The organism is Kitasatospora sp. NPDC005856, from assembly GCF_040629945.1.
In the GTDB taxonomy this organism is placed as follows: domain Bacteria; phylum Actinomycetota; class Actinomycetes; order Streptomycetales; family Streptomycetaceae; genus Kitasatospora.
The window spans coordinates 71,385-97,345 of the sequence record NZ_JBEXWT010000024.1 but is presented as its reverse complement, the minus strand read 5'-3'; the positions used below and the strand labels follow the sequence as shown (position 1 = coordinate 97,345).

Below are 25,961 nucleotides of genomic sequence, written 5' to 3'. Positions count from 1 at the left end.
AACCAGTGGCACGCCCACGCACTCCGCTGCTCGACCGCACCAGGATCGCCGCGGCGGCGCTGCGGCTGGTCGACGACCACGGCACCCTGACCATCCCCGCCCTGGCCGCGGCGCTCGGCGTCCGGCCGTCCGCGCTGTACCACCACGTCGACGGCCGGGCCGGGATCATCGCCCTGCTCCGCGAGGACCTGTGCACGTCGATCGCCGAGGGCGACTACTGGGACCAGCCCTGGGAGCCGGCCCTCACCGCCTGGGCCCACTCCTACCGGGACGCGTTCGCCGCGCACCCCGGCCTCGTGTCACTGCTGGCCACCGCCCCGCTCACCGAGCCGTTCCTGCACGTGATGTACGACCGCGCGGTGGCGGTGCTGCGGGACGCCGGGTTCGCCGAGAAGGCCACCCTGTCGGTGATCACCGCGCTGGAGTCCTTCGTCCTCGGCTCCGCGCTCGACCTGGTCGCCCCCTCCGTGATGATCGACCTGGTCGACCAGACCGCCACTCCCCACCTCGCGGGCGCCCTGGCCGCACTGCCTAGCCGCCCGGCCCGCGCCGACCAGGCCTTCGAACTCGGCCTGCGCGCCCAACTCGCCGGCTACCGCACCCTGTTGGCCCCCTGACCAGCCTCACCCGCCACCTCCCCGCGGCTCTGCCGCCGACCACCGGCCGGTTCCGGAACGGACCGGCCGGGACCGCCTTCGCCACCGCCCCCGGGGGTCCGGCCACGGTCTGCGCCACCGCGGAGATTCCCGGCGAAAGCCCGCCCCGTCCGTCCGGCCGGGCTGGGCGGGCTGGGCGGCAGCGGAGCGGGTCAGCAGCCGCTGTCGGAGATCACGTAGTAGCCGTCGGCGGTCTCCTTGAGGGTGTGGGTGGTGAAGAGGTTGAACAGGCCCATGTTCTGGTCGGACCCGTTGGCGTAGGTGTAACCGCCGCTGGTGTGGGCGCGGCCGGCGCCGACCTGGTCGTAGTTGTTCGCGGTGAAGCACCGGGGGGTGTAGCCGGTGGTGGTGGCGGTGACGGCGGTGGACCGGGCCCCGGCGGTGCCGGCGGAGTCGACGGCCGCGACCGTGTAGGAGTAGCCGGTGCCCGCGGTCAGACCGCTGTCGGTGAAGCCCGTCCCCGTGACCGAACCCACCTTCGCGCCGCCCCGGTAGACGTCGTAGGAGGCCGCACCACCGACCGGCGACCAACCCAGCGTCGCGGTGGTGTCGGTGGTGCCCGTGACGGACACACCCGTCGGGGCGGGCAGCGTCGTGGTCCCGCCCGAGCCGTCGAGGCCCCAGAAGGCGGCGGTGTAGTAGCTGGAGCAGATCGTGTCGAGGTAGTAGCTGCCGGTCGCGCCGCACTGGCCGGTGCCGGAGCCGGGGTTGACGGCCAGGCCGTGCGTCATGCCGGAGATCGAGTAGAGCTGGACGGCGGGCTTGCCGTCCGGGTCGTTGTAGGAGGTGAGCGTGGTGCCGCCGGTGAGGTTCCGGGTGCTGGAGGGGGTCTGGGAGATGCCCCGGACGTCGGTCCACTGGTCCCGCAGCTCGGTGCCGTTGACGGGCCGCACGGTGGTGTCGGCCGTGCCGTGCCAGATCGCGACCCGCGGGTAGGAACCGGTCCAGCCGGGGTAGGAGTTGCGGACCTTGTCGCCCCACTGCTTCGGGCTGAGGTTCTGGCTGCTGTTCTGGCAGCCGCTCGCGCCGCCCTGCGCGGTGGCGCACTGGGCGGGCAGGCCGGAGTCGACGGCGCCGCCGGCGAAGACGTCCGGGTAGTCGGCGAGCAGGTTCGCGGCCTGGCCGCCGCCCGCCGACAGTCCGGTGACGAAGACCTTCCTGGGGTCGCTGCCGTACTGGGCGACCGCCTTGTCGACCATCTGCTTGACGGACAGCGCCTCGCCCTTGCCGCGGGTGCTCTGCGAGGAGTCGAACCAGCGGAAGCAACTCAGCACGTTGTTCGTCGAGTTGGTCTGCGGGTACACCACCGCGAAGCCGTACTGGTCGGCGAACTGGGCCCAGCCGGAGTGGCCGTGGTAGTCGGAGGCGCTCTGCAGGCAGCCGTGCAGGGCGATCACCAGCGGCCGGCCGGTGGCCAGGCCGTCGGGCGCGTACTCGTACATGGCCAGGTTGCCGGGGTTCGACCCGAAGCCGGTGACCTGGGTCAGGCTTGCGGCGGAGGCGGTGGGGGCGCCGACCGTCAGCAGACCGGCGGCGAGCGCGAGCGCGCCGGTGACGGCCGGGATCCAGCGGCGCACGCCGCCTCTCGTGCGGGGTGTGCCGGGCGAGCGAGTCATGGGGGCTCCTGGGTGGGGTGGGGCATGACCGTCAGCTCCCGCCGGAGCCGGCCGTGACGGGTGGGACCGTCCGGACCGGTACGGGGCTGTGACGTGCATCATGCGGCCCGCCACGGCCTCCGGAAATGGAGGCGAAATCCACCCTTGACCCGTCCGCCATGTGCCGGTGCTCCACACGCGTCCGCGCTCGCGGAAACACCACGGGCCCCGACCCGGGGGGGCAGTCGGTGCCCGAACCGTCCGCGCCGAGTGCCATGGAGCGGCGGACGGTGATCGAGGGTGTCGGACGGTCAGTCGGTGCGGACGGGCGGTTCGGTGGCGGCGTGCAGCCGGTCGAGGGTGACGCCGTCGGCGACTTCGACCAGGCGCAGGCCGTCGGGGTCGTGGATCGTGATCGGTGCGCCGAGCAGCTCGGCGAGGGCCCCGGCGACGCCGGACAGGCCGCCACCGCGGAGCACGAGATCGGCGAGCCGGTCGTGGGTCTCCTCCGCCCGCTGCACCGCCGCGGTGTGGGCCAGCACGGCCCGGTTGGCCTCCGCGAGTTCGGCCAGCGCCGCCCGGGTGCCCGCGCTCGCCCGCGCGGTGTCGACGGCGATGGCCGCGTGGGCCGCCAGTGAACAGAGCAGGGCCACCTCGTCGCTGGAGAAGGACCGCGGGGAACGGTCCGCGGCGAACAGCACGCCGATCACCTCGGTTCCGGAGCCCCCGGTGCGCCCGAGGCACAGGGGCACCCCGAGGATCGCCACCAGTCCCTCCTCCCGGACTCCTTCGTCGACGTCGGCGGTGTGGCGGAAGCGGTGGTCGTTCGGGTGGTCGGGGAGCGTGAGGTAGGCGGTGTCGGTGCCGAGGAGCGTGCGGGCCCGCCGGACGATGGCTCGCAGGACGGCGTCCAGGTCCCGCAGGGCCGCCAGGTCGCTCGCGGTGTCGAACAGCGCCGTCAGTTCCCGCTCGCGCCGACGGTGCCGGCGGAGCGTGCGGCGCACCCGCAGCGCGGCCACGGTCGCCTGCTCCAGCTCGGCCAGGTCGTCGGCCCCGGCGGTTCGGGCCCGGGTGAGCAGCCGGCCGTACTCCTCGGCGGGACCGTCCTCGGCCAGCAGGTCGAGGAGTCGGCCCACGTACGGGCTGATGGACGCGGGTCGGTCGGGCACGGGCGGGATCCGTCCGACTGTCGGGGTCGGGACACCGCAGGCAGGACCGGCGTGCCGGGTCCTGCCTGCGCGTTCGTCGGGTGGTGGGGCGGGATCACACCCCGCTGGTCGTCGGGGCGGCCCGCACGTCGTCCTCCTCCAGCGCGGCCAGGTCGCGTCCGCGGGTCTCCCGGGCGCACAGCACCGCCACCAGGGTGATGACGGCCGCGAGGCTGACGTACACCGAGATCGGGGTGGAGCTGCCGTAGTCCTTCAGCAGGGCCGTGGCGATCAGCGGCGCGGGCGCGCCGGCCGCGACCGAGGCGAACTGGGCGCCGATCGAGGCGCCGGAGTAGCGCATCCGGGTCGCGAACATCTCGGAGAAGAACGCCGCCTGCGGGGCGTACATCGCGCTGTGGAAGACCAGGCCCACGGTGACGGCGATCAGGACCGCCGGGAAGGACCTGGTGTCCAGCAGGCCGAAGAAGGCCCACGCCCACAGACCGACACCGGCCGCGCCGACCAGGTACACCGGCTTGCGGCCGACCTTGTCGGAGAGCGCTCCGAACAGCGGGATCAGCGCGAACTGCACGGCGGAGGCGATCAGCACGGCGTTCAGCGCGGTCTGCTTGTCGAGCTTGAGGTGTCCCACGCAGTAGGCCAGGACGAAGGTCGTGAGCACGTAGTACGAGATGTTCTCCGCCATGCGGGCGCCCATGGCGACCAGGACCTCGCGCCAGTGGTGCCGCAGCACGGCGAGCAGCGGCGGCTGCTCGACCTTCTTCTGTTCGGCCTTGCGCTGCTCGGCCTTGGCGAGGGCCTCCTTGAACACCGGGGACTCGTCGACGGCCAGGCGGATCCACAGGCCGACCATCACCAGCACCGCCGACAGCAGGAACGGAACGCGCCAGCCCCAGGCGAGGAACTGCTCGTCGCTCTGGACGAAGGTCATCAGGTCGAGGACACCCACGGCGAGCAGGTTGCCGGCCGGGGCCCCGCCCTGCGGCCAGGACGCCCAGAAGCCGCGCCGCTTGGGGTCGCCGTGCTCGGAGACCAGCAGCACCGCGCCGCCCCACTCGCCGCCCAGCGCGAAGCCCTGCACCAGCCGGAGCACGGTCAGGGTGATCGGTGCCGCGATGCCGATGCTGTCGTAGCTCGGGACGCAGCCGATCAGCGCGGTCGCGCCACCCATCAGCAGCAGGCTCAGCACCAACAGCTTCTTGCGGCCGATCCGGTCACCGAAGTGCCCGAACACCAGGGCGCCCAGCGGCCGGGCGGCGAAGCCGATCGCATAGGTCAGGAAGGACAGCAGGGTGCCGGTCAGCGGGTCGGCCTTGGGGAAGAACACGTGCCCGAAGACCAGTGCCGCCGCCGAGCCGTACAGGAAGTAGTCGTACCACTCGATGGTGGTGCCGATCAGAGAGGCCGCGACGACCCTGCGCAGTGCCGCTGGTCGGCCGACGGGTGGCGTGCCGTTTTCGGCGAGGGTGGAGCTGGCCATGAGGGGTCACCGCTTCCGCGTGGTGGTGGTGGAGGGATGTCGCGCCACACCGTAGGAACACGCAGTTCACGGGCATATGGGGGGCTGATCCACAGTTCCCGGCGGGACGGTGTGGTTCACCGCCACCGGCCGCCCGTCGGCGGGCACGGGTCGGCCCCGGCCGGGCTCCGGCGTCGGCGACGACCGCGCACGCGGCTGGCAGAGCGCCATGCGCGAGCTGGGACTGTCCACCCGGGGCCGCCACGTCGAGAGCCCCGGCGATCCGGCCGGCCGACGCCGTCTCCTCCGGGAAGGAGCGGGTGCGCGGCTCCAGATCAGCCGAGCCCGTCGGACCAGGCCGCCAGGTGGGCGAAGTCGGGCGCCGTCAGGCCGGTCTTCGGGTCGATGTGGTGGAGGAGGGCCGGGCCGGGGTGGTGGGCTGCCACCCAGGCGCGGTCGGCGTCGGTGATCAGGTCGTCGACCCAGGCGAAGGGGCGGCCCCGGGCCCAGTCGACGATCTGCGGGGTCTTCCAGAACACCCCGCCGTCGGGCTCGGGCCGCGGTTCGGACCAGGCGATGTGGGGCAGGGCGGGAAGCCCGAGCAGGGGCGCGATGAAGGTGTCGGCCTCCTCCTGCCACGTCGTCGCCCACACCAGGTCGAAGGGCAGGGCGGCGAGGGCCGGGCCGTGGGCCGGGTTGATCCAGACCCGCAGCGGCTTCGGCGCCTTGTGGGGCAGGCCCCAGGCCGTGAGCCGGCGGCGTTCGGCCGCCTCCCAGCGGGGTGTCATCAGCCGGTGGGTCTCGTAGCCCTCGGGCCTCCGGTAGGGCTTCGCCGCGCACGGGTTCAGCGGCCCGTCGACGTCCACCAGCAGCAGCGGCCGCATCGTCTCGCCTCCCCGGATCGTCCCCGCACGCTACCGGCGGCGGGCGGGGACGGACCAGCGGTTTTCCGGCGGCGGGGCCGCGACGGGGCGCGACGGGGCGCGGCGCGGCCTCAGCCGATGCTGAACGCGCCGTCCGGCGGGGGCGGGGAGTCGGTGGCCTCGGCGTCGGTGACCGGGGCGGTCCGGCCGACCAGCTCCGCCAGGTCGTCCCCGTCGGTGAGCCTGGCCGGGAAGATGTCGCCCGCGAGCAGCCGGGTCAGCTCGTCCACCGGCAGCGGCTCCGTCGAACCGGCCAGCAGGATGTTGCCGTACCGGCGGCCACGCAGCACCGGCGCCTCCGCCACCAGGCACACGTACGGGAACACCGCCCGCACCGTCGCCGCCTGCGCCTTGGCGAAGGCCAGGGGCGGGCCGTCCGCCAGGTTCGCCGCGTAGCAGCCGCCGGGGCGCAGGGCGGCCGCGGCCAGCCGCAGGAACTCCACCGAGGTGAGGTGGGCGGGGGTGCGCGAGCCGTGGAAGACGTCGGCGATCACCAGGTCCTGCGAGCCGGCCGGGGCCTCGGCGAGGGCCGCGCGGGCGTCGCCGACGGTCGCGGTGATGTCCGCGCCCGGGCCCTGCCAGGGCAGCCGCTCGGCGACCAGCTCCAGCAGCGGCCCGTCCACCTCCGCCACCCGCTGCCGGGAGCCGGGCCGGGTGGCGGCCAGGTAGCGGGGCAGGGTGAGGGCCCCGCCGCCGAGGTGCAGCACGTCCAGCGGCTGCCCGGCGGGGGCGAGGGCGTCGGCGAGGTGACCGAGGCGCCGGGTGTACTCGAACTCCAGGTGGGTGGGGTCGGCGAGGTCGACGTAGGACTGCGGGGTGCCGTCCAGGGTGAGCAGCCAGCCGCCGTCCCGGTCGAGGTCGGGCATGAGCTTGGCGAAGCCCAGGTCGGTCCGCCGTCCTACCGGCAGGGGCTCGTCCTGCTCGTCGTGCTCGTCGTGCCCGTCGTGCTGGAAGGTCACGCGTGCTCCCCGACGGCCTCGACGTCGAGGTAGGCGGCCAGCCAGCGGTCCAGCTCGGCGAACACCTCGGCGCGGGCGTCGGCGCCGGACAGCACCAGGTCGTGCATGCCGCCCTTGATCCGCACGACGGTGACGTGCCGGCCCAGCCGCGGCGCCTGGGCGGCGATGTCGTCGGCGCGCAGCACGGCGTCGGCGTGGTGCAGCGCGTTGTGCCACTTGGTGGTGGAGATGGACCGGGTCGAGGCCATCAGCAGCACCGGCACGTCGATGCCCAGCCCGCGCCGCAGTCGCTGGTGCCCCTGGTGGATCGCCGACAGCCATCCCGCGTACAGCGGGAAGCTCTCGGGGCGCTTGAGGGTGAGGTCGAAGTCCCACTCGCCCCGGTGGTCCTTGTGCAGGCTGTGGGTGTAGTGCGGGTTGAGCGCGGACGGCAGGACGCGGGTCGGCGCCAGCCGCCCCATCGCCGTCACGGCGGGCCCGCCGAGCGTGCGGACCGCGGGCCCGGCCGGCATCGACAGGAACGGGCTGTTGAGGAACAGTCCGTCCACCAGGCCGCGCCCGGCCCGGCGGCCGGCCCACAGGGCTCCGATCAGCCCGCCGGTGGAGTGCCCGTTCAGCAGCAGCTGCCGGTGCCCGTCCAGCTCGCGGATGATCCGGACGGCCTCGTCGATCTCCTCGTCGTACTCGGCGAGGTCGCGGACGAAGTTCGGCGACTGGTGCGGGCGCAGGGAGCGGCCGTACTTGCGCAGGTCGAGGGCGTAGAAGGAGAACCCGAGCGCGGTGTAGTGGTCCGCGAGGTTGGTCTGGAAGAAGTAGTCGTTGTACCCGTGGATGTACAGCACGGCCCGTTCCGCCCCGGGCACCGGCCGGCGGACGAGCGTCGCGCACACCGCCCCCTCGTCGTCCGGCCGCAGCGTCAGCTCGGCGGCCTCGTAGGGGGCACCCAGGATGTCTTCACGGAACTCCATGGGGCTGACTGTACTGGTTCAGCCCTGCTCTTCCCCGGCATCGCCGACCTGCCGGGATGTGATGATCGCAATGCTTTCGGAGAGCGAGGCGTAGGCGTCGGCGTAGGCACGCTCCGCCTGCCGTCCGGCCTCGTCGGCGTCCTCGCGTCGGCCGAGGTCCTCGAACACGGCTTGGAACGCTTTCCAGGTGTTGGCCTCTCGGACGCGGTCGCCGAGTTCCCGCCAGACGGCCATGGACCGTCGGAGGGCTGTCAGGGCGTCGTCCGCCCTCCCCGCGCCCCGAAGGGCGATGCCGAGGTTGTACAGGCTGAGGCCCTGCCCCTCGCGGTCACCGGTCTCCCCCAGCAGGCGGCCGGCCCGCTCGTGTGCCTCCACCGCGTCCCCGACCCGGCCGGCCCGGGCGAGGGTGACGCCGAGATCGCCCAGAACCAGTGCCTCGCTGTGCCGGTCACCGGTGTCCCGGCAGGCGGTCCGCGCCTGCTCATGGGCCTCGACCGCCTCCGTGTAACAGCGCCGGAAGCTGAGGATCTGGGCGACGTAGCCCCAGCACATCCCCTCGCCGTGCCGGTCGCCGAGGGCCCGGAAGTCCGTGATCGCCTGCCGGAGCACCTCGTGGGCCTCGTCCATCCGCTCCTCGTCGAGCAGCAGGACGCCGAGGTTGACGGACAGTTGGGCTTCCAGCCGTCGGTGGCCCCGGCCGCGCACGAGGCCGAGGGCGTAGCGGATCGCCTCGATCGCCGCCTGCGGCTGGATCAGACTCGACAGGACCTCCGCGAGGCTCGCGTAGGCCACGGCCTCTCCCTGGGGGTCGTCGAGCTCCCGGAAGATGTCGCCGGCGGTGAGCAGGGCCTCCATCGCCTCCTCGAACCGGCGGGCCCTGCCCTGCGCGAGGCCGAGGTCCCTCCATGCCGTCGCCTCCGCGGACCTGATCCCGACGGCGAGGGCGGAGGACAGCGCCGCCGTCGCCACCGCGACGGCGTCATCGCTCCGGGACCACCGGACCAGACGGCCGACGAGCAACGCGGACAGCCGCAGGGCCACCGCGGGCAGGCCGATCGCCGCGGCCAGACGCACGGACACGACCAGGTTGGCCCGCTCCTGCCGCAGCCAGGCCAGGGCCTCGGCTCGGTCGGGGAAGCGACCGGGACCCGGGTTTCCGGGGAGCGCCTCGATCTCCTCGTCGGCGGCCGCGGCCGTCTCCGCGTAGTACACGAGCAGGCGCTGCAGGGCCGTCCCACTGTCCGCCGGGTAACGACCGGTCTGCTCCAGGGCGTAGTCGCGCACCAGGTCGTGGAGGTACCAGCGTCCGCCGCCCGCGCTCTGCTCGACGAGGGCACTGCCGGCGAGCCGGGCGAGCCGGGAGCGGACCTGGCGAACCTTCGCATCGGCCAGCGCGGCGGCGGCCTCGGTGGAGACGTCGGGGCCGGGGTTGAGGGCCAGGAGCCGGAAGAGTTCGGCCTGCGGCTCGGTGAGCCGCCGGTGCGAGCGGTCGAGCACGATGCGGATGCCGACCTCGCCGTCGTCCAGGAGGTCGAGCCGCGCGGCGCGGTCGGCCAGGTCGTCGGCGAGCTCGTGCGGGCCCAGGTGCGGGTCGAGGACGAGCTGGGCGGCGGCGAGCCGCAGGGCGAGCGGGAGGTGGCTGCAGAGCTTCGCGATCCGCCGGGCGGATGCCGGGTCCCCCGTGACGCGGTCGTCGTCGGCCCGGGCGGCGCGGACGGCGGCGTCGAGGAGGGCCGTGGCCGCCTCGGCGTCGAGGACGCCGAGGCGGTGGAGGCGGGCACCGAGGCTGGGGAGGGTCTCCCGGGAGGTGACCAGGAGGCGGTGGCGCGCGGACGGCGGCTGGAGGAGCCGGACCTGGTCGGCGGCGGAGGCGTTGTCGGCGATGACCAGGACGCCGCCGTCGTGCCGTTCCAGCCGGTCCCGGTAGAGGGCGGCGCGGGTCTCCGGGTCCGGGGGGATGTGCTCCGCCGGGACGCCCAAGGCGCGCAGCAGGGTGTCGAGCGCCTGCCCGGGCTCCACCGGGGTCTCGTCGTAGCCGCGGAGGTCGACGAGGAAGGCCGCGGAGAAGTGGCCGGCGTCCAGCAGCGCGTGGCCGACGGCGATCGCGAGCGTCGTCTTGCCGATGCCGCCGAGACCGGTGACCGTCACCGTCGAAGGGCCGTCCGAGACGAACGCCGCCCGGAGCTCCACGACGTCCCGGTCCCGGCCGGTGAAGGCGGAGGTCAGCGGCGGCAGGCCCGCGATCGTCGGCGGCCGGGCGGGGACCGTCACGTGTGCGGTGTCCGCCTGGACGACCGGGGCGTGGAAGGTCCCCCCGCGAATGCTGTTGTGCACCCCGCCAGCGTAGCCGTCCGCCCCTTGTGCGCCTGCTGTGCGCCGGTGGTTCTGTGGAACGCTTCCGGGACAGACCAGGCGAGTTGGGGAGTTTGCATGCAGCACGGGCATACCGATCCGTCGCTCTACCGTTCGGCCGCCGAGGCGATCGCCGCTCCGCCGGAGAAGCTGGCCTACGTGGCGGGCTTCGACCGGTCGGGGGAACGGCCGGACGCGTTGCTGAGCGTCGACACCGATCCGGACTCGGCGAGCTACGGGAAGGTCCTGAACTTCGCCGAACTGCCCACGCTCGGCGACGAACTGCACCACTTCGGCTGGAACGCCTGCTCCAGCGCCCTCGCCCACGCCTGCCACGAGAACCCCGAGCGGCGCTTCCTGCTGCTGCCCGGGCTGCGCTCCTCCCGGCTGCACGTCCTGGACACCCGGCCGGATCCGGTCCGCCCGCGGCTGGTGAAGACGATCGAGGCCGAGGAGCTGGCCGCCAAGGCGGGCTACTCGCGCCCGCACACCCTGCACTGCGGCCCCGACGGCGTCTTCCTCTCCTGCCTCGGCGGCGCCGGGGGCGAGGACGGGCCGGGCGGGGTGGCGCTGCTCGACCACACCACCTTCGACGTGCTGCGCGCCTGGGAGACCGAGCGCGGTCCGCAGCACTTCGCCTACGACGTCTGGTGGCACCTGGGCACCAACGTGGGCATCACCAGCGAGTGGGGCACCCCGTCGATGGTCGAGGGTGGGGTGGTGCCGGAGCTCCTGCTCGGACGCAAGTACGGCCACGCCCTGCACTTCTGGGAGCTGGACTCCGGCCGCCACCTCCAGCGGGTGGACCTCGGCGACCAGTACCAGATGGTGCTGGAGCTGCGCCCGGCGCACGACCCGCAGGCGGAGTGGGGCTTCGTCGGCGTGGTCACCAACGTCGAGGACCTCTCCTCCTCGGTCTGGCTCTGGTACCGGGACGGGCCGGCGTTCACCGCGCGCAAGGTGATCGAGATCCCCGCCGAGCCGGCCAAGGCCGAGGACCTGCCGCCCGCGCTGCAGCCGTTCGGCGCGGTGCCGCCGCTGGTCACCGACATCAACCTGTCGGTGGACGACCGCTGGCTATACGTGTCGGCGTGGGGCACCGGCGAGCTGTTCCAGTACGACGTGTCGGACCCGTTCCACCCCCGCCTGGCAGGCTCCGTGCGGCTCGGCGGCGTCGCCGCCCGCACCCCGCACCCGGCGGAGCCCGGCCGTCCGCTGAGCGGGGCGCCGCAGATGGTGGAGATCAGCCGGGACGGCCGGCGGCTCTACCTCACCAACTCGCTCTACGGCGCCTGGGACGACCAGTTCTACCCGGAGGGCATCGAGCCCTGGATGGTCAAGCTGGACGCCGACACCGAGTCCGGCGGGCTGAGCGTCGACGAGCGATTCTTCCCGCACGGCGCCGACTTCCGGGGACTGCGCGTCCACCAGACCCACCTGGCGGGCGGCGACGCCTCCTCCGACTCCTACTGCTTCCGCTGAGCCACCACCGGTGGTGCCGACGGCCGTCCCGCCGGCGTCACCGGTACAGCGCCTGGTCGAACCGCACCTGCGCCGACGGCAGTCCGGCCGCCGTCAGCCGGGTGCGGACGGAGCCGACCATGCCGACCGGCCCGGTGACGCAGGCCAGGTGCTCGCGCCAGTCGCCGGCCGAGGCGACGGTGTCGGCGAGCTCGCCGACGGTGACCGGGGTGACGGTCAACCACGGCTTGTGCAGGCCGAGTTCGGCCAGTGCCTGCCAGTCGTAGAGGTCCGCGCGGTCCCGGGCGCCGACGAACAGGTGGACCCGGCGGCCGGTCGGCCGATGGGCGGCCTGCTCCTCGACGATCGCCTTCATCGGGGCGAGGCCGGTGCCTCCCGCGACCAGCAGCAGGTCGCGGGGGTCACTGTCGGGCAGCAGGCTGCCGCGCGGCGGGCCGAGGCGCAGCCGGTCCCCGACGGCGGTGTGCCCGACCAGGGCGGCACTGACCCCGCCGGGGCCGGTGCGGCGGACGTGGAACTCCAGCTCGTTGTCGGCGCGCGGGGCGCAGCCCATCGAGTACTGCCGCCAGGTGTGCGGCAGCGCCGGATGCTCGACGGTGCCGTACTGCCCGGCCCGGTAGGGGTACGGTTCGCCGGTGCGCACCCGCACCACGGCGAGGTCGGGCCGGCGGCGCTCGTGGCCGGTCACCACGGCGTGCCAGTACGGCGGTTCGGTGAGCGCGGAGTCGGCGCCGGCCACCATCGCGCCGACGGCGAAGCGCAGCATCCGCACCCAGGCGCCCTCCAGCTCCTCGGTCCAGCGCTCGCCGGCCCGGTGCCGGACGGCCGCGCACAGGGCCTCCTCGAAGGCCTCGTAGTGCACCGGCCGGACTCCCAGCTTCCGGTGGTCGCGGCCGAGTTGACGGAGCGTCTGCTCAAGTTCGGCCGGGCGGTCGAGGTGGTCGATCAGGTGCTGGAAGATCCGTTCCAGGTGGAGCTGCTGGAACTCCATCGAGGCGGGGAAGAGCGGCCGCAGGTACGGGCGGCGGCCGAACATCACCGCGTAGAGGTGGTCGATCAGGTCCGCGAGCGGGGAGATCAGATCGAGGTCGCGCCGGATCAGGTGCTGGTCGGCGGCGCCGTCGTAGCCGCCGTCCTCGCCGTAGGCGCCGTACCCGAAGTCGCCGCCGCCCGAGGCGGAGGGGGCGAGGAGTTGGCGTCGCAGGCGCATCGCGTGATGGCGGGCGATCAGGCGGTCGTACTCGGCGGTGGCGGTGGCGGTGGCGGTGCCAGTGCTCATGCTGCTGCTGTTGTCCATGTCCTGTCCAGTCAACTGCCGGCCACCGAGCGCGAAAAGGGCCGATCGCCCCGGACGGACCCGGGACCTTCGACCCCTTGCGTTGGTGCGTGCGGACCAGGACGGTTTCGGCCACCGCGGACGGTGCCGCCCGGAAGGTGCCGGTACGCGAGGGCCCGGCGCGGGGCGGAGACGATGGAAGGGTGCCCCGCGCCCTGGTGCTCTCCCACCACCAGGACCCGGGGCCCCGCCGTCGTCAGACTCCTGCCCGGCGCGTCGTCAGACTCCTGCCCGGCGCGCCTCCCGGCGATCCAGCCGCCGCTGCCGGCCCTGGCGCAGCGGCTGTTCGGGCAGCCATCCGAAGGTGAGACAGGCGCCGATCACCCCGAGCAGCATCCCGATCACGAAGCCGCCCAGGTTGGAGGTGACCCAGCTGGCCAGCGAGGCCAGCACCGCGAGGATGGAGTAGAACAGCCGCTGCGCCGGATTGAACAGGATCAGCAGGCCGCACAGCATCATCACCGCCGGCACCAGGTACCCGGCCAGCCCCTGCATCCCGATGTGCAGGATGACGGGCAGCGGGGCCTTCAGGGTGAACAGGATCTCGGCGCCGCCGAGCGTCACCAGCAGCCCGCCCCAGAACGGTCGCCCGCCCCGCCAGTCGCGCTTGACCGGGCGCGCGGCCGGCGAGGTGGCGGGGGCCGCCACGGCCTGGGCGGGTGCGGCCGCCGTCCCCTCGGCGGCCACCCCCTCGGCCCGTGCCGCGGCGCCCTCGCCGGTGTCGGCCGGCTCCGGTACGGACTCCGTCATGGTCAGCAGCCCGTGGAGCTGAAGCTCAGCCGCAGGTTGGGCAGTTTGAACCCGACGGCGGTGCTCGCGTAGTTGTGCTGGTTCAGGTTGGTCAGCGTGACGTGGTCGGCCTGCTGGCCGAACACACCGGGGTTGCCCTTCCCGATCGGGCCGGCCTTGGTGTAGGTGCTGGCGTCGCCGCCGATCTCGATGTTCTTGAACTCCGCGTTGCCGGAGAGCAGGTCGGAGTCGGTGGTGAGGTCGGAGGCGGTGACGGGGGTGCCGCCGTCGCCGGCGTGGATCACCAGGTTGATGCCGCCGAGGTCGACGCTCTGGCACAGGTTGGTGATCTCGGCCTTCTTGATCGCCGACACCGCGACCAGCACCTGACCACCGGTGGAGCCCTGGTTGGGGCTGTCGGGGATCATCGAGTCCAGCGCGCCGAACTGGGCGAAGCCCTCGCCGTCCAGCTTGTCGGCGGTGATGGTGAACGGCATGCCGGAGATGGAGAACTGGGCGGCGAGCACGCCCTGGGCGGTGAGTGCCATCAGGACGCCCCCGGCGGCGACGGCCGGTACGGCCATCAGGGCGGTGCGCTTCAGCCGGACCCGGCCCCTTCTCGGCCCGCTCGGCGTCTGCGGGGTCTCGGCCGCCGTGGCGGCGTCCTCGGACATGGCCATGTGTGCTCCCTGTGGGTGGAAATGGGTCTGCAGGCACTTGGCACGTTGTCCTGGCGCGGACAGCGTTCCCCGGCGCGACCGGACCGTCCGCCCCTCGGCAGCGAGGCGGGTCCGGTCAGCACGCGGTAAGTAACTGGGAAGCTACTGCCCGGTATTGGCCGGGTCAATACGGGTGCACGAAGGTTCTTCACCAATCCGCGACACGCTTCGGCCAGTCCCTCACCCCCAGCCGCTCGGCCGCTTCCGCCGGACCGAGGAACGGCGACAGGCAGAACATGCTCAACACCGGCAACAGTTCGAGCAGTTGATCCGTCCGGCCGGAGTCGATCCGTCGATAGATCGCGCTGTAGACGCCGCCCACCACGGCGTCCACCATGTCCTTCGCCTCGACCCCGCCCGGCAGTTGGGGCACCTCGGCGAAGAATCCCCGGAACCTGGTGAGCAGTTGGGTCCGCTCCCGTCGGCCGGCCGGGCCGACGGCCTCGACCTCGATCACCGCCATCGTGGCGAACGCCGGTGTTCCGGCGAGCAGTTGGAGCATCACGCCGAGCGCCTTCCGGATCCCCCGGCACCAGTCGGATTCGGCCGCGAAGGCCTCGGCCATCCGCCGGATCACCACGCCGGTGCCGTGCCGGTGCGCGGCCAGGAAGGCGTCCTCCTTGCCACTGAACAGCTCGTAGAAGACCGGCCTGGTCACGCCCGCCGCACGGCAGATGTCGCTGATCGTCGCGTGCTGGTAACCGCGCTCGGCGACGGTCCGCACCAGGCCGTCCAGCAGCCGTTCGCGCTGGGTCGCGGCGACCACGCCGGGGGGCAGTCGGCTCGGCCCGGGTTTGATCGAGCGGGCCGGATCGCGGCCGGTCCGGGCACCCGGCAGCAGGACCACGTCGGCTCCACGGAGGTACTTCCGATCCATCACCAACTCCTGTGTCCTGTATTGACATTGGCGGAACACCGGGTTTACAACACTGACAGGTTTCCAACCGGTGGGCCAGCAGGCGCCCACCGGCCGGACCTCCGGGGGCTCCGAGGACCAGGGCGAACGCCCGGGCCGCAGGGCCACGGCGGTGGCGGGACCGCGACGGTGGCAGCCGTCGACACACCCCCACGGCTCCGCACGTCCCCGACCGAACGGCGCGGAGCCGTGGGTGTCCACGCCGCCGTCCGTACGCAAGGTCGTGCCACCGCGACGCCGCACCACCCGCACCGCCGCACCACCATCGCAACGCCGTACACCGCACTGCCGTACCACCGCAACGCCGTACGCCCACCCTTGCGTACGTCCGCACCGCCGTACCGAACGGGCGGGCCCGTGGCGCCGGGCCCGCCCGCCCCTCGGCACCATGCCACCGGTACGAAGCCTCCGGTACGCCATGCACCTCCCCCGTCGTGCACACCACCACACCCGCACGCGGGGATTCCCCCACCCGTCCACCGGACGGAGAGAGGCACCCTCATGCGCATCAGCCGCACCCTCGCCACCGCCGCCCTCGCCGCGCTCGCCCTCACCGGCGCGGCCGTCGCCCCCGCCCAGGCCGCCGGCGCGGTCCTGACCACCGGCAGCCCGACCGGTCCGGCCGTCGCCGTCGGTGACGTACTGACCGCCAACCTGGTCTCCGGCACCTCCGCGACCTTCTACAGCACCGCCACCGGCACGACCGGCGTCAAGTGTGCCGCCTCCTCCTTCTCGGCGACGGTGACCGCCAACCCGGCCGCGCCGGGCAGCGCCGTCGAGCAGCTCAACACCCAGACCTTCGGCTCCTGCACCTCCAACGTCATCGGCGTCACCGGCGTCAAGAGCGTCACGGTCACCAGCCTGCCGTTCACCAACACCGTCAGCGACGCCGCCGGCTACCCGGTCAAGCTCACCCCCGGCGCGGCCGGCGTGATGGGCACCACGGTGGTGCTCAACACCATCCTGGGCAGCATCAGCTGCAACTACCAGAACTCCACCGGGATCAACGGCAGCGCCTCGAACACCGGCAACACCATCGGCTTCGCCGCCCAGCCGTTCACCCTGGCCTCCGGACCGAGCCTGTGCTTCGCGACAGGCTACTTCACCGCCACCTACGGCCCGGTCGTCGACAGCTCCGTCGCCGGCAGCCCGGTCCTCGTCGTCAACTGACGCCAGGGCCCACCCGGCCCGTCCTGACGACGGCGGCGTACGGCACCCTCACCGGGCCGTACGCCGCTGCGTCGACGACGCACCACGGCCCGCTCCGTCGACCGACGCACCACGGCCCGCCCGCCCCCACCCCCACCTCCGGAGCCCACACCCGAGACAGCGAAGTGACCGGCCGGTAGGGTGGCGCCGCACGGAGACGGCGAACCGGAACGGGGCAAGCGGATGAGCGACAACGGCACGGGCTTCTTCACCTCGGCGGCGGACGCCGCCGAGCAACTGGCCGCCACCGGCTACCTGGCCTCCACCGCCGTGGCCACCACCGTCTTCCTCGCCGACCGGCTCGGCAAGCCGCTGCTGGTCGAGGGCCCGGCCGGGGTCGGCAAGACCGAACTCGCCAAGGCGCTGGCCGAGATCGGCCGGGCCCGGCTGGTCCGGCTCCAGTGCTACGAGGGCATCGACGAGGCCCGCGCGCTCTACGAGTGGAACCACGCCAAGCAGTTGCTGCGGATCACCGCCGGCCGCGACGAGGGCTGGCAGGAGGCCCGCACCGACATCTTCGGCGAGGAGTTCCTGCTCACCCGCCCGCTGCTCACCGCGATCCGCGGCGAGGAACCGACCGTGCTGCTGATCGACGAGATGGACAAGGCCGACGTCGAGGTGGAGGCGCTGCTGCTGGAGGTGCTCAGCGACTTCCAGGTCACCGTCCCCGAGCTGGGCACGATCACCGCCACCCGCCGCCCCTTCGTCCTGCTCACCTCGAATGCCACCCGCGAGCTCTCCGAGGCGCTGCGCCGCCGCTGCCTCTTCCTCCACCTCGACTACCCCGAGGCCGAGTTGGAGCGCCGGATCGTCCGGCTCAAGGTGCCCGGCCTGGACGAGACGCTGGCCGAGTCGCTGGTCCGCGTCGTCGGCGCGCTGCGCGCGATGGAGCTGCGCAAGGCGCCGTCCGTGGCCGAGGCCATCGACTGGGCCCGCACCCTGCTCGCCCTCGGCGCCGGCAGCCTGGACGAGACGGTCGTCCGGGACACCCTCGGGGTGATCCTCAAGCACCAGGACGACATCCGCAAGGCCGCCCAGAAGCTCACCCTCGCATGACGACGCCCCCGCCGGCCGACACCGCCGCCCGCCTCACCGGCCTGGTCCGTGCCCTGCGCGGGCACGGCCTGCGGACCGGCCCCGCCGAGACGGTGGACGCCGCCGCCGTGCTGGAGGTCCTCGGCTTCGCCGACCGCGAGCAGATGCGGGCCGGCCTGGCCGCCGCCCTGCTGCGCTCGGAGGGCCAGCGGACCGTCTTCGACGCCACCTTCGACCTGTTCTTCCCCCTCGGTGTCGGCACCCCGGAGGCCGTGCGGGCCGACCCGCCGCCGGTCCCCGACGACCCCGAGCCACCGCGCTTCGGCCGCCCCGACCCGCTGCGCGAGCAGCTGCGCGAGCGCCTCGCCGCCGCGCTGGCCGACGACGACCGCGCCGCCCAGGCCCGGCTGGCCGGCGAGGTGATGGAGGCCTTCGGCCGGTACGGCGCCGGCGGTGCTCCCGGTGCCGACGGCTGGTCCGCCCAGCAGGCGCTCGGCCGGCTCGCCCCCGAGACCCTGCTCGCCCGTGTCCTGGCCGCCCTGCGCGAACGGCGCAGCGCCCCGGACCTCTCCGACCTGGTGCTCGCCGACGAGATCCGCCGCCGCATCCAGGACTTCCGCGCCATGACCGCCGGCGAGGCCCGCCGCCGGGTCGCCGAACTGCGCGGCCCCGAGCGGATCGCCGAACGCGCCGTCGCCCCCACCGCCGACCTGGTCGACTTCCTCTACGCCGGCCGCGGCCAGCTCGCCGAACTGCGCCGCACCGTCCACCCCTTGGCCCGGAAGCTGGCCACCCGGCTGGCCGCCCGGCGCCGCCGCGCCGCCCGCGGCGAGATCGACCTGCGCCGCACCCTGCGCCGCTCGCTGACCACCGGCGGGGTGCCGCTGCGCCCCGCGTACCGGCTGCGCCGCCCGGCCCGCCCGGAGCTGGTGCTGCTGTGCGACGTCTCCGGTTCGGTGGCGGGCTTCGCCGACTTCACCATGCTGCTGGTGCAGGCGATGAGCGAACAGTTCAGCAAGGTCCGGGTGTTCGCCTTCGTCAACCGCACCGCCGAGGTGACCGGTCTGCTCCGCGGCGGCGACGACCCGGCCCGGCTGGCCGCCCGGATCCTCGCCGAGGCCAAGGTGACGGGCTACCACGGCAACAGCGACTACGGCTCCGCCCTCGGCGGGTTCGTCGAGCGGCACCTGGACGCCGTCGGCCCGCGCACCTGTGTGCTGATCCTCGGCGACGCCAGGAACAACCAGCGCGACCCCAACCTGGAGGCGCTGCGCCGGATCGCCGGCCGGGCCCGCCGGGTGTTCTGGCTCAACCCCGAGCAGCCCTCGCTCTGGCCGACCGGCGACTCCGCCGCGCTCGCCTACGCGGGCGTGGTGGAGATGCACTCCTGCCGCAACGCCCGCCGGCTCGGCGAGCTGATCGCCCGCCTGCTGCCCGTCTGACGCCGGTCGCCGCGCCCGACCGACGGGCGCAGCCGGTCACGGCCGGTCACGGCCCTCGGCGGAGGGCCGTGACCGGCATCGCGTCGACCGGCTCACTTCTCCAGGTGCGCCAGGAAGTCCAGCAGCGCCGCGGTGACCTCGGCCGGGCGTTCCTGCTGCGTCCAGTGCCCGGTCTCCGGCAGGCGGACGTGGCGGTGCAGCTTGGGCAGCCGGCCCAGCACGTGTTCCAGCACCGGGGGCGGGACCATCGCGTTGACCAGGTCCTCCTCGCCCACCACGAACAGCGCGGGCACCTCGACCGTGATGCCGGTGAAGGCGGCCAGCAGTTCGGCGTTGCGGTCGAGGTTGCGGTACCAGTTGAGCCCGCCGGTGAAGGCGTTCGCACCGTGCGCGGCGTAGTCGGCCGTGAAGACGTCAAGGTCCGCGTCGGTGAGCCAGTCCGGCAGCCGCTCCGGCTCCGGGAGGCTCTCCAGCAGCGTCCTGCCCTCGGGGACGATCCACGGCCGCGGCTCGCCGTCCGGCTGCCTGGCGGACAGGATTCGGCGCAGGCTGGACTTCACGTCGGTGGCCAGCTCGGCGTCGGCCTTTCCGGGCTCCTGGAAGTAGATCTGGTAGAAGCCCTCGCCGAAGGTGGCCCGGGCGGCCTGGAGCGGCGGCGGCCCGCCCACCGGCAGCGGCGGCACGCTCAGCCCGGCCACCCCGCGCACCAGGTCCGGCCGCAGCGCCGCGGTGGCCCAGGCCACCGGCGCGCCCCAGTCGTGCCCGACCACGACGGCCCGCTCCTCGCCCAGCGCGCCGATCAGCGCGGTCACGTCGCCGACCAGGTGGAGCAGCGTGTAGTCGTCGATCCGCTCGGGCTGCGCGCTGCGGGCGTACCCGCGCTGGTCCGGCGCGACGACCCGGTAACCGGCCTCGGCGAGCGGCGCGAACTGGTGGCGCCAGGAGTACCAGCTCTCCGGGAAACCGTGCAGCAGCAGGACCAGCGGGCCTTCGCCCTGCTCGGCGTAGTGCAGCCGGACGCCGTTCACCTCGGCCTCGCCGTGCTTGATCGCGTCGTTCAACTCGCAACTCCCCATCCGGTGAAGACGTTCCTCCACTCCCGACCCTGCCCAGCCGGCCACCTCCGGAATCCCGCCGGAAGCGACCGAGGCCGCCCCGGAACTCCGGGACGGCCTCGACCTGGGGAAATTTGACGTTACGTCAGTTCACCGTGTAGCTGTACGGGATCGCCGCGAGCACCGAACCGGTGGTGTTCAGGACGTTGTTGGCGGTGGCCACGCCGGTCGGGCCGGACACCAGGTACAGCACGCCCTTGACGGTGCTGCCCTTCGGACCGGTCGGGGTCAGCGTCACCTGGAGCGAGCCGGTGGCGCCGGGGGCGACGGTCACCGGGGTGGCGGCCGCGGCCGAGGCGTTCACCGAGGCGGCGTACGGGTCACCGGTGCTGGAGGTCAGCGCCGGGTCGAAGGCCTGGGTGTGCGCGGTGGCGCTGATGGTGGAGGTGCCGGCCGGCGCGGGGCCGCTGCCGAACGGGCCGATCTGCTGGACGAAGGTGCTCCAGGTGCCGGGGACGACCGGCTGCTCGGCGGTGCCGTTGTCGGTCACCACCGAGACGGTCGAGCCGTCCTGGGCCTTCTTCAGGTCACCGAACAGGTCCGGCGAGCCGGTGGTGGCGCTCAGCTCGATCTGCGCCGGCGTCGAGGACGCCGCCACGGCCTTGAGCCGGTCGGTGCCCGGCGGCACCAGGAAGGACGGCACCGTGGAGCTGAGGCTCAGCGGCAGGTTGACGGTCGCCGAGGCGCCCTGTGGCACCAGTGCCAGGTCCACCCGGCGGTCGAGCCGGCCGTCGGCCGCGATCCGCTGGGCCGCGACGGTGTTGTTGGTGTAGTTCACCTGGACGGTGACCGGCTTGCCGGCCGCCAGCCTGGTGCGGGTGTCGTTCGGCAGACCGGCCGCGGTGGCCTGGTTCCGGTTGAACGCGACGGTGCCGGCGAAGTCCTGGGCGAGCTCCTGGCCGCTGACCGGGCCGAGCACGTTCAGGACGAACCGCCAGCGGCCGGCGGCCGGGTTGACGGCGGTGGCCGAGACGCCGTTGCCGGTGCCGGCCAGGTTGCCCTGGGCGTCGAACTGCCCGTTGCCCTCGATGTCGATCGGGGTGCCGTTCGGGCTGATCAGCGCGCCCTGCATGAGCAGCTTCGGGTCCTTGGCGACGGTCACGCCGACCCGCAGGTCCTTCTGGCCCTTCGGCACGTCGAAGGCGTACGCGAAGCTCTGCGTCGGCGAGGCGCTGCGGCCGTTGCCACCGGTGATGGTGCCGGTGAAGGCGCCCTTGCCCTGGTCGACCGGGACCAGGCTGCGCAGCACGACCGGGACGCTGGTGGTGTTGCCGTTGGAGGCGGAGACGAGGACGGCCTCGCTGGAGTCACCGCTGGTGGCCGGGGTGGTGAGCTGGACCTTGAGGGTCTTGGTCTGGCCCGGCTTCAGGTCGGTGGTGCCCGGGCTCACGGTGCCGGCCGGCACCGCGCGCTGGGTGGCGGTGCCCAGCTGGACGGCGCCGCTGTAGCCGGCCGCACCGGCCGGGGTGTAGAGGATCGCGGTCCACTCGCCGGCCACCGGGTGCGGAACGTCCACCAGGCCGAAGTCGGCCGGGGTGGCACCGCCCTGCGGACGGGTGTTGGTCTCGAAGCGGCCCGAGGGGTCGAGCAGCGTCATGCGGACCACCGGTCCGTTGGTGACCGGGTTGGGCGCCCCCTGCCAGGCGATCGAGGCCGCGAGGCGGTCGGCGCCGGCCGGGACGGTGAACTTGACCTGCTTCTGCACCCAGTCCGCGCCGTTGGTCGCGTACTTGAAGGTGTCCTTCGAGGTCGGGTCGAGCTGGACGGTCTGGCGGTCGCTCGACAGCGGGGCGAAGCTGCGGGTCGTGGCGCTCACCGTCTGGGTGCTGTCACTGGTGTTGGTGACGGACACGTCGGCGGTGTGGGTCGAGCCGGGGGCGCCGGCGATGTCGACCTGGCCGGTGTCGACCACGACCGTCTTCGCGCCCTCGGTGCCGTCCCCGTCGTCGTAGCCGCGGGCGGCCTCGACGGCGGCGCGGACGTTCAGCAGGCCTGCGCCCTGCTCCTCGGCCGGCACGCCGAGGTCGGTGGCGGTGCCGGTGAGGAACTTCTTCACCAGCGCCGGGGAGGGCGAGTCGCCGCCGTGGGTGTCGCGGTAGGCCTGGATGACCAGGGCCGCGGCGCCGGTGACGAACGGGGCCGACTGGCTGGTGCCGCCGAACGGCTGGATCGGCGACGGCTGGCCGTTGTAGCCCTTGCAGTCCTCGTACTTGGCGAGGTCCGGGGTGCACAGCGCCCAGTCGGACTCGCCCGGGGCGACCAGGTCGACCGTCCGGCCGGCCTGGGTGAAGCCGCCCGAGGAGAGCGCGGAGATGCGGTTGTCGCTCCAGGTCCGGTTGGAGAACCGGGAGGCCGCGTAACCGGTCTGCTGGTAGTTCTGGTTGTCGGTGGAGGCGCCGACCGCGATCACGTACGGGTCGGTGGCCGGGGTGCCGATGGTGCCGCTGATGCCGGCGTCACCGCTGGAGACGGCGACGGTGACACCGGCCTTGACGGCCTGCTCGTTGAAGAGCGAGATGGTGTCGCGCGCGCCGCTGTCCGGGGTGACGTTGCCGCCGAAGGACTCGTTCAGCACGTCCACGTGGGCGACCCGCACCGCGTAGTCGATCGACTGCAGGATCGAGGAGTTGGACATCATCTCGCCGCCGGCCTTCAGCGCGACCAGGTCGGCGTCGGGGGCGAGGCCGCGGATGCGGATGTTGCAGCCGGCCGGGAGCGGGTGCGAGGAGTTCACGAACTTGGAGACGTCGTAGACCTGGCGGCCCTGGGCGATGACCGCCGAGGCGTCGCCGAAGGCCTCGGCCGCACCGGTCGGCGCGTCCCAGCCGTCGCCCGCGAAGTCCTGGTAGTCGACCACGGCGTGCGAGCCGTCGGCGCGGATGAAGTCAGGGTTGTTCGGGTCGAGGCCGTCGGCGATGTAGGCGACCTTGACGCCCTTGCCGGTGGCCAGGTCCTCCACGCCGGGCTTGCCGTTGCCGGTGACGGCCCGCGTCGAGTAGAGGCCCTCGGGCTCGAGCAGCGGCTTGCCCGGGTCGGAGGGGCAGACCGTGTTGGTCGCGTTCTCCTCCGCCGCCTGGCCGTTGCTGCCCGGAACGGCCTGCGGAGCGGCATCGGTCTTGGGCGCCTTGTCGCCGGCGCCGCCTGCCCCGGCGGCGGTACCGGCGGCGTCCTTGGCCGCCTTCGCCTTGCCGGCGCCCGCCGGGGCGACGTGGACCTGGGTGTCGGCCACCACGGTGGAGACGGCCGGGTCCGCCTGGAGCTGGGCGCGCAGGGCGGGGCTGACCGTGGCCGAGAAGGCGTTGCCGACCACGAAGCTCTTGATGTCGGTGCCGCCGCCCGCCTTGACCTTCTTCAGCAGCGGCGCCTGCGCGTCGGCGGTCTTCTGCTGCCGGGCGCCCAGGTGGCCGTGGTCGGCCGGGGCGTCCGCGATCTGGTCCTTCAGGATCACGATCACCGGCACCGGGGCCCCGTCCGCGGGCGCCGCCTGGGCGTTCCGCGGGTCGGGGGCCGGGGCCGCGCTCGCCGTGGTCCCGAGGCTCAGGACCATCGACGCGGCGGTGACCGTGACGGCCGCCGCCAGCTGGGTTTTCCGCCAGCCGATCATATAAATCCTCTCGTCAGATGGATAGCTGACGCATTCCAACGCACCTGAGAGGATCACGACAAGGGGGTAAATCCCCATCAGAAAGTAAAGTTGACCATCAATCAGTAAAATTCGGGGAGGAAATCGGGTCGAATCCACATCTTTCAGCCGATCGGCCCTGACCGGAATCCGGCCGCCGCCCCGCCGCCCCGCGAGAAGGGCGTCGGCGGAGTCCCTTCCCGCGGCAGCGCCCGGCGAAACGGCCGCCGTGGCGGCCGCCCGCCCGCTCCTCCGCTCGCCGCGGTCAGTACCCGGCCGACCGCTCCTGAGCGTCCGCCAGGTCCTCGGCGGTGGGCGCGTCGTCCTGGGTCAGCCGGTGGCGCCAGTACCCGGTGAAGTCGATGCTCTCCTTCGCCACCCCCTCCTCCTCGACCAGGTACCGACGGATCGTCCGGACCGCCCCCGCCTCCCCCGCCAGCCAGACGAAGGGCGCACCGGCCGGCAGCACGACACCCCGGAACGCTTCGGTCAGCACGGAGCCCGGGACGGCGCCGTCGCGGTGGAGCCACTCCACCTCCAGCTCGGCACGGCTCTCCAGGTCCTGGCGTTCCGCCCGGTCCGCGACCTCGATCCAGGCGTACGCCGACACCCCCTCGGGCAGCGCCGCGACCAGCGTCGCGATCGCCGGCAGCGCGGTCTCGTCACCGGCCAGCAGCACCCAGTCGGCGGCCGCCGCGGCCTCGGCGAACGGGACCGGCGGCGCGTACAGCGCGGAGGGGCCGACCATCCCGAGCCGGTCCCCCGGCGCGGCGCGCAGCGCCCAGGAGACGGCCGGCCCGGTGTCACCGTGCAGCACGAAGTCGATCTCGACCAGCCGGGTGCCGGGGCGCCGGCCGCGCAGGGTGAAGCTGCGCATCACCGGGCGTTCGGCCTCGGGGATCGCCAGGTAGGCCTGGTACCAGCCCATCGGGTCGTCCTGCCGGGCGGGCAGCACCGGCTCGCGCCGGCCGGGGCGGGGGAAGCAGAGCTTGAGCTGCTGGTCGGGGGTGGTGCCGACGGCGTCGGGCAGTTCCTCGGCGGCAAAGGTGATCCGGGCGGTGCGCGGCGTGATCCGGCGGACCTCGACGACCTCGACGGAGGTGACGGGCAATGTCATCGCGAAACCCCTTCGATTGGTAACCTTACGGCATAAAGAGTTGCCGTCGGGGCGATACTTTACGCCATAAGGAGATGCTGGATGACCGTCTACGCCGGGCAGGGCGACGCCCATCGCTCGCTCGCCCTGCTCTGGGGCGCGCCCGAGGAACCGCGCGCCGGGCGCAGCGGCCCCAAACCGGGCCTGAGCGTGGACGCGATCGTGTCCGCCGGAATCGCGGTCGCCGACGCCGAGGGAATGGCCGCACTGTCGATGCGCGCCGTGGGCGAACGGCTCGGCCGCACCGCGATGGCGCTGTACACCTACGTGCCCGGCAAGGCCGAACTGCTCGACCTGATGCACGACCGGGTGCTCGCCGAACTCACCGGCGAACTCCCGCCCGAACCCGCCGCCGGACCCGCCGCCGAGCACGCCCCCGGACTCCCCCCGGCCGAGCATTGGCGGGACGCCGTCACCGCCTGGGCCGAGGCGCTGTACGCCTGCTACCTGCGCCACCCCTGGGTGCTCCAGGTCTCGCAGGCCCGCCCGGTGCTCGGCCCCGCCGAACTCGCCGCGATGGAGGCGCTGTTGCGCGCGCTGCGGCCGACCGGGCTGGCTCCGCGGCGGCTGCGCGGGGCGGTCGCCGCGCTCTGGCAGTTCGTCCGCGGACTGGCCGCCACCACCGCCGACGCGCGCGGCGCGGCCGCCGCGACCGGCGTCGCCGACGCGGACTGGTGGGCCGCCCGCTCCGCCCGACTGGTCGAGCTGGCACCGGACTTCGCGGAACGCTTCCCACTGCTCACCGCCCTGCAGAGCACGGGCGGCGGCGCCCCGGAGGACAGCCACCGGGAGGCCTTCCGCACCGGGCTCGCCGTGCTGCTCGACGGCATCGCGGCGGGCGAGCCGGAGGAGCCCTCGCCGACGTCCTAGCTAGCCGTGCCGGGCGGCGGGGAGCGCCAGCAGGACGCCGGCCACCACCAGGACGGTGTATCCGGCGGTCTCGTGGCCGGCCGGCACCAGGACCCGGACGAAGCCGAACAGCCGGAAGCCCTCGATCCAGGTGGACAGCAGGCCGGAGGCGCCGCCGACGATCAACACCGAACCGAGGTAGCCGAACAGGGTCTTCATGCTCCCGAGCCTAGGAATCCGGCCCTCCGCCGGGCATCCGACTTTCGGCGC

20 protein-coding genes and 1 pseudogene are annotated in these 25,961 nt (G+C 73.5%); 6 read left to right on the top strand and 15 right to left on the bottom strand.

Translation table 11 applies throughout. The features are described from left to right. The first annotated feature begins 5 nt into the window (after nucleotides 1-5). A complete protein-coding gene (locus ABZ449_RS17195) occupies nucleotides 6-617 on the top strand; it encodes a TetR/AcrR family transcriptional regulator C-terminal domain-containing protein (RefSeq protein ID WP_360346333.1) in 612 nt (203 codons plus the stop codon). A 191-nt stretch (nucleotides 618-808) separates the two neighbouring features. Here the strand turns inward: ABZ449_RS17195 and ABZ449_RS17190 are convergent, their stop codons facing one another. The 7 genes and pseudogenes from ABZ449_RS17190 to ABZ449_RS17160 form a co-directional block, all read right to left on the bottom strand. Then, complete coding sequence (locus ABZ449_RS17190; RefSeq protein WP_360346331.1) at nucleotides 809-2,272, bottom strand: PHB depolymerase family esterase; 1,464 nt, start codon at nucleotides 2,270-2,272, stop codon at nucleotides 809-811. Between the two features lie 371 nt (nucleotides 2,273-2,643). Continuing rightward, nucleotides 2,644-3,420, bottom strand: a pseudogene (locus ABZ449_RS17185) (GAF domain-containing protein); the annotation flags it as partial. A 94-nt stretch (nucleotides 3,421-3,514) separates the two neighbouring features. Further along, nucleotides 3,515-4,900 carry an MFS transporter gene (locus ABZ449_RS17180; protein ID WP_360346329.1) on the bottom strand — a complete coding sequence of 462 codons (1,386 nt, stop codon included), beginning with the start codon at nucleotides 4,898-4,900 and terminating at the stop codon, nucleotides 3,515-3,517. A gap of 314 nt (nucleotides 4,901-5,214) precedes the next feature. Next, nucleotides 5,215-5,763: a hypothetical protein gene (locus ABZ449_RS17175; protein ID WP_360346327.1), complete on the bottom strand. Its 549-nt coding sequence runs from the start codon at nucleotides 5,761-5,763 to the stop codon at nucleotides 5,215-5,217. A gap of 110 nt (nucleotides 5,764-5,873) precedes the next feature. Further along, nucleotides 5,874-6,668 (bottom strand): fused MFS/spermidine synthase, encoded by a 795-nt coding sequence (locus ABZ449_RS17170; protein WP_360346369.1) that lies wholly within the window; start codon nucleotides 6,666-6,668, stop codon nucleotides 5,874-5,876. A gap of 89 nt (nucleotides 6,669-6,757) precedes the next feature. After that, nucleotides 6,758-7,729 carry an alpha/beta hydrolase gene (locus ABZ449_RS17165; RefSeq protein WP_360346325.1) on the bottom strand — a complete coding sequence of 324 codons (972 nt, stop codon included), beginning with the start codon at nucleotides 7,727-7,729 and terminating at the stop codon, nucleotides 6,758-6,760. Between the two features lie 18 nt (nucleotides 7,730-7,747). Continuing rightward, nucleotides 7,748-10,063, bottom strand: a complete 2,316-nt coding sequence (locus tag ABZ449_RS17160) for a tetratricopeptide repeat protein (protein ID WP_360346323.1) — start codon at nucleotides 10,061-10,063, stop codon at nucleotides 7,748-7,750. 96 nt (nucleotides 10,064-10,159) lie between these two features. On the opposite strand from ABZ449_RS17160, the gene ABZ449_RS17155 reads away from it, so the two are divergent. After that, complete coding sequence (locus tag ABZ449_RS17155) at nucleotides 10,160-11,563, top strand: selenium-binding protein SBP56-related protein (protein WP_360346321.1); 1,404 nt, start codon at nucleotides 10,160-10,162, stop codon at nucleotides 11,561-11,563. A 37-nt stretch (nucleotides 11,564-11,600) separates the two neighbouring features. Here ABZ449_RS17155 and ABZ449_RS17150 read toward each other — a convergent pair whose 3' ends face one another. From ABZ449_RS17150 to ABZ449_RS17135, 4 genes are all read right to left on the bottom strand, one after another. Further along, a complete protein-coding gene (locus ABZ449_RS17150; RefSeq protein WP_360346319.1) occupies nucleotides 11,601-12,842 on the bottom strand; it encodes a globin domain-containing protein in 1,242 nt (413 codons plus the stop codon). Between the two features lie 276 nt (nucleotides 12,843-13,118). Beyond that, complete coding sequence (locus ABZ449_RS17145) at nucleotides 13,119-13,649, bottom strand: DUF6114 domain-containing protein (protein WP_360346317.1); 531 nt, start codon at nucleotides 13,647-13,649, stop codon at nucleotides 13,119-13,121. A 2-nt stretch (nucleotides 13,650-13,651) separates the two neighbouring features. Further along, complete coding sequence (locus ABZ449_RS17140) at nucleotides 13,652-14,308, bottom strand: DUF6230 family protein (RefSeq protein ID WP_360346315.1); 657 nt, start codon at nucleotides 14,306-14,308, stop codon at nucleotides 13,652-13,654. A 187-nt stretch (nucleotides 14,309-14,495) separates the two neighbouring features. After that, nucleotides 14,496-15,224 (bottom strand): TetR/AcrR family transcriptional regulator, encoded by a 729-nt coding sequence (locus tag ABZ449_RS17135; RefSeq protein ID WP_360346313.1) that lies wholly within the window; start codon nucleotides 15,222-15,224, stop codon nucleotides 14,496-14,498. A 540-nt stretch (nucleotides 15,225-15,764) separates the two neighbouring features. On the opposite strand from ABZ449_RS17135, the gene ABZ449_RS17130 reads away from it, so the two are divergent. The 3 genes from ABZ449_RS17130 (at nucleotide 15,765) to ABZ449_RS17120 (ending at nucleotide 18,949) form a co-directional block, all read left to right on the top strand. After that, complete coding sequence (locus ABZ449_RS17130) at nucleotides 15,765-16,433, top strand: Tat pathway signal sequence domain protein (protein ID WP_360346311.1); 669 nt, start codon at nucleotides 15,765-15,767, stop codon at nucleotides 16,431-16,433. Nucleotides 16,434-16,655: 222 nt separating this feature from the next. Further along, entirely contained in the window at nucleotides 16,656-17,528 is an 873-nt protein-coding gene (locus tag ABZ449_RS17125; protein ID WP_360346309.1) for a MoxR family ATPase, read from the top strand. Continuing rightward, nucleotides 17,525-18,949 (top strand): VWA domain-containing protein, encoded by a 1,425-nt coding sequence (locus ABZ449_RS17120; RefSeq protein ID WP_360346307.1) that lies wholly within the window; start codon nucleotides 17,525-17,527, stop codon nucleotides 18,947-18,949. The genes ABZ449_RS17125 and ABZ449_RS17120 overlap by 4 nt, the downstream gene beginning before the upstream one ends. A 92-nt stretch (nucleotides 18,950-19,041) precedes the next feature. Here the strand turns inward: ABZ449_RS17120 and ABZ449_RS17115 are convergent, their stop codons facing one another. The 3 genes from ABZ449_RS17115 to ABZ449_RS17105 form a co-directional block, all read right to left on the bottom strand. Further along, nucleotides 19,042-20,010: an alpha/beta hydrolase gene (locus tag ABZ449_RS17115; RefSeq protein WP_360346305.1), complete on the bottom strand. Its 969-nt coding sequence runs from the start codon at nucleotides 20,008-20,010 to the stop codon at nucleotides 19,042-19,044. 139 nt (nucleotides 20,011-20,149) lie between these two features. Next, nucleotides 20,150-23,668 carry a S8 family serine peptidase gene (locus ABZ449_RS17110; protein WP_360346303.1) on the bottom strand — a complete coding sequence of 1,173 codons (3,519 nt, stop codon included), beginning with the start codon at nucleotides 23,666-23,668 and terminating at the stop codon, nucleotides 20,150-20,152. Between the two features lie 283 nt (nucleotides 23,669-23,951). Next, a complete protein-coding gene (locus ABZ449_RS17105; protein ID WP_360346301.1) occupies nucleotides 23,952-24,803 on the bottom strand; it encodes a siderophore-interacting protein in 852 nt (283 codons plus the stop codon). Between the two features lie 81 nt (nucleotides 24,804-24,884). Between ABZ449_RS17105 and ABZ449_RS17100 the strand changes: the two genes are divergently transcribed. Beyond that, nucleotides 24,885-25,712, top strand: coding sequence for a TetR/AcrR family transcriptional regulator C-terminal domain-containing protein (locus tag ABZ449_RS17100; RefSeq protein WP_360346299.1), 828 nt, complete (start codon nucleotides 24,885-24,887; stop codon nucleotides 25,710-25,712). On the opposite strand, the gene ABZ449_RS17095 is transcribed toward ABZ449_RS17100, so the two are convergent. Continuing rightward, complete coding sequence (locus ABZ449_RS17095) at nucleotides 25,713-25,910, bottom strand: hypothetical protein (protein ID WP_360346297.1); 198 nt, start codon at nucleotides 25,908-25,910, stop codon at nucleotides 25,713-25,715. Nucleotides 25,911-25,961: the final 51 nt, after the last annotated feature.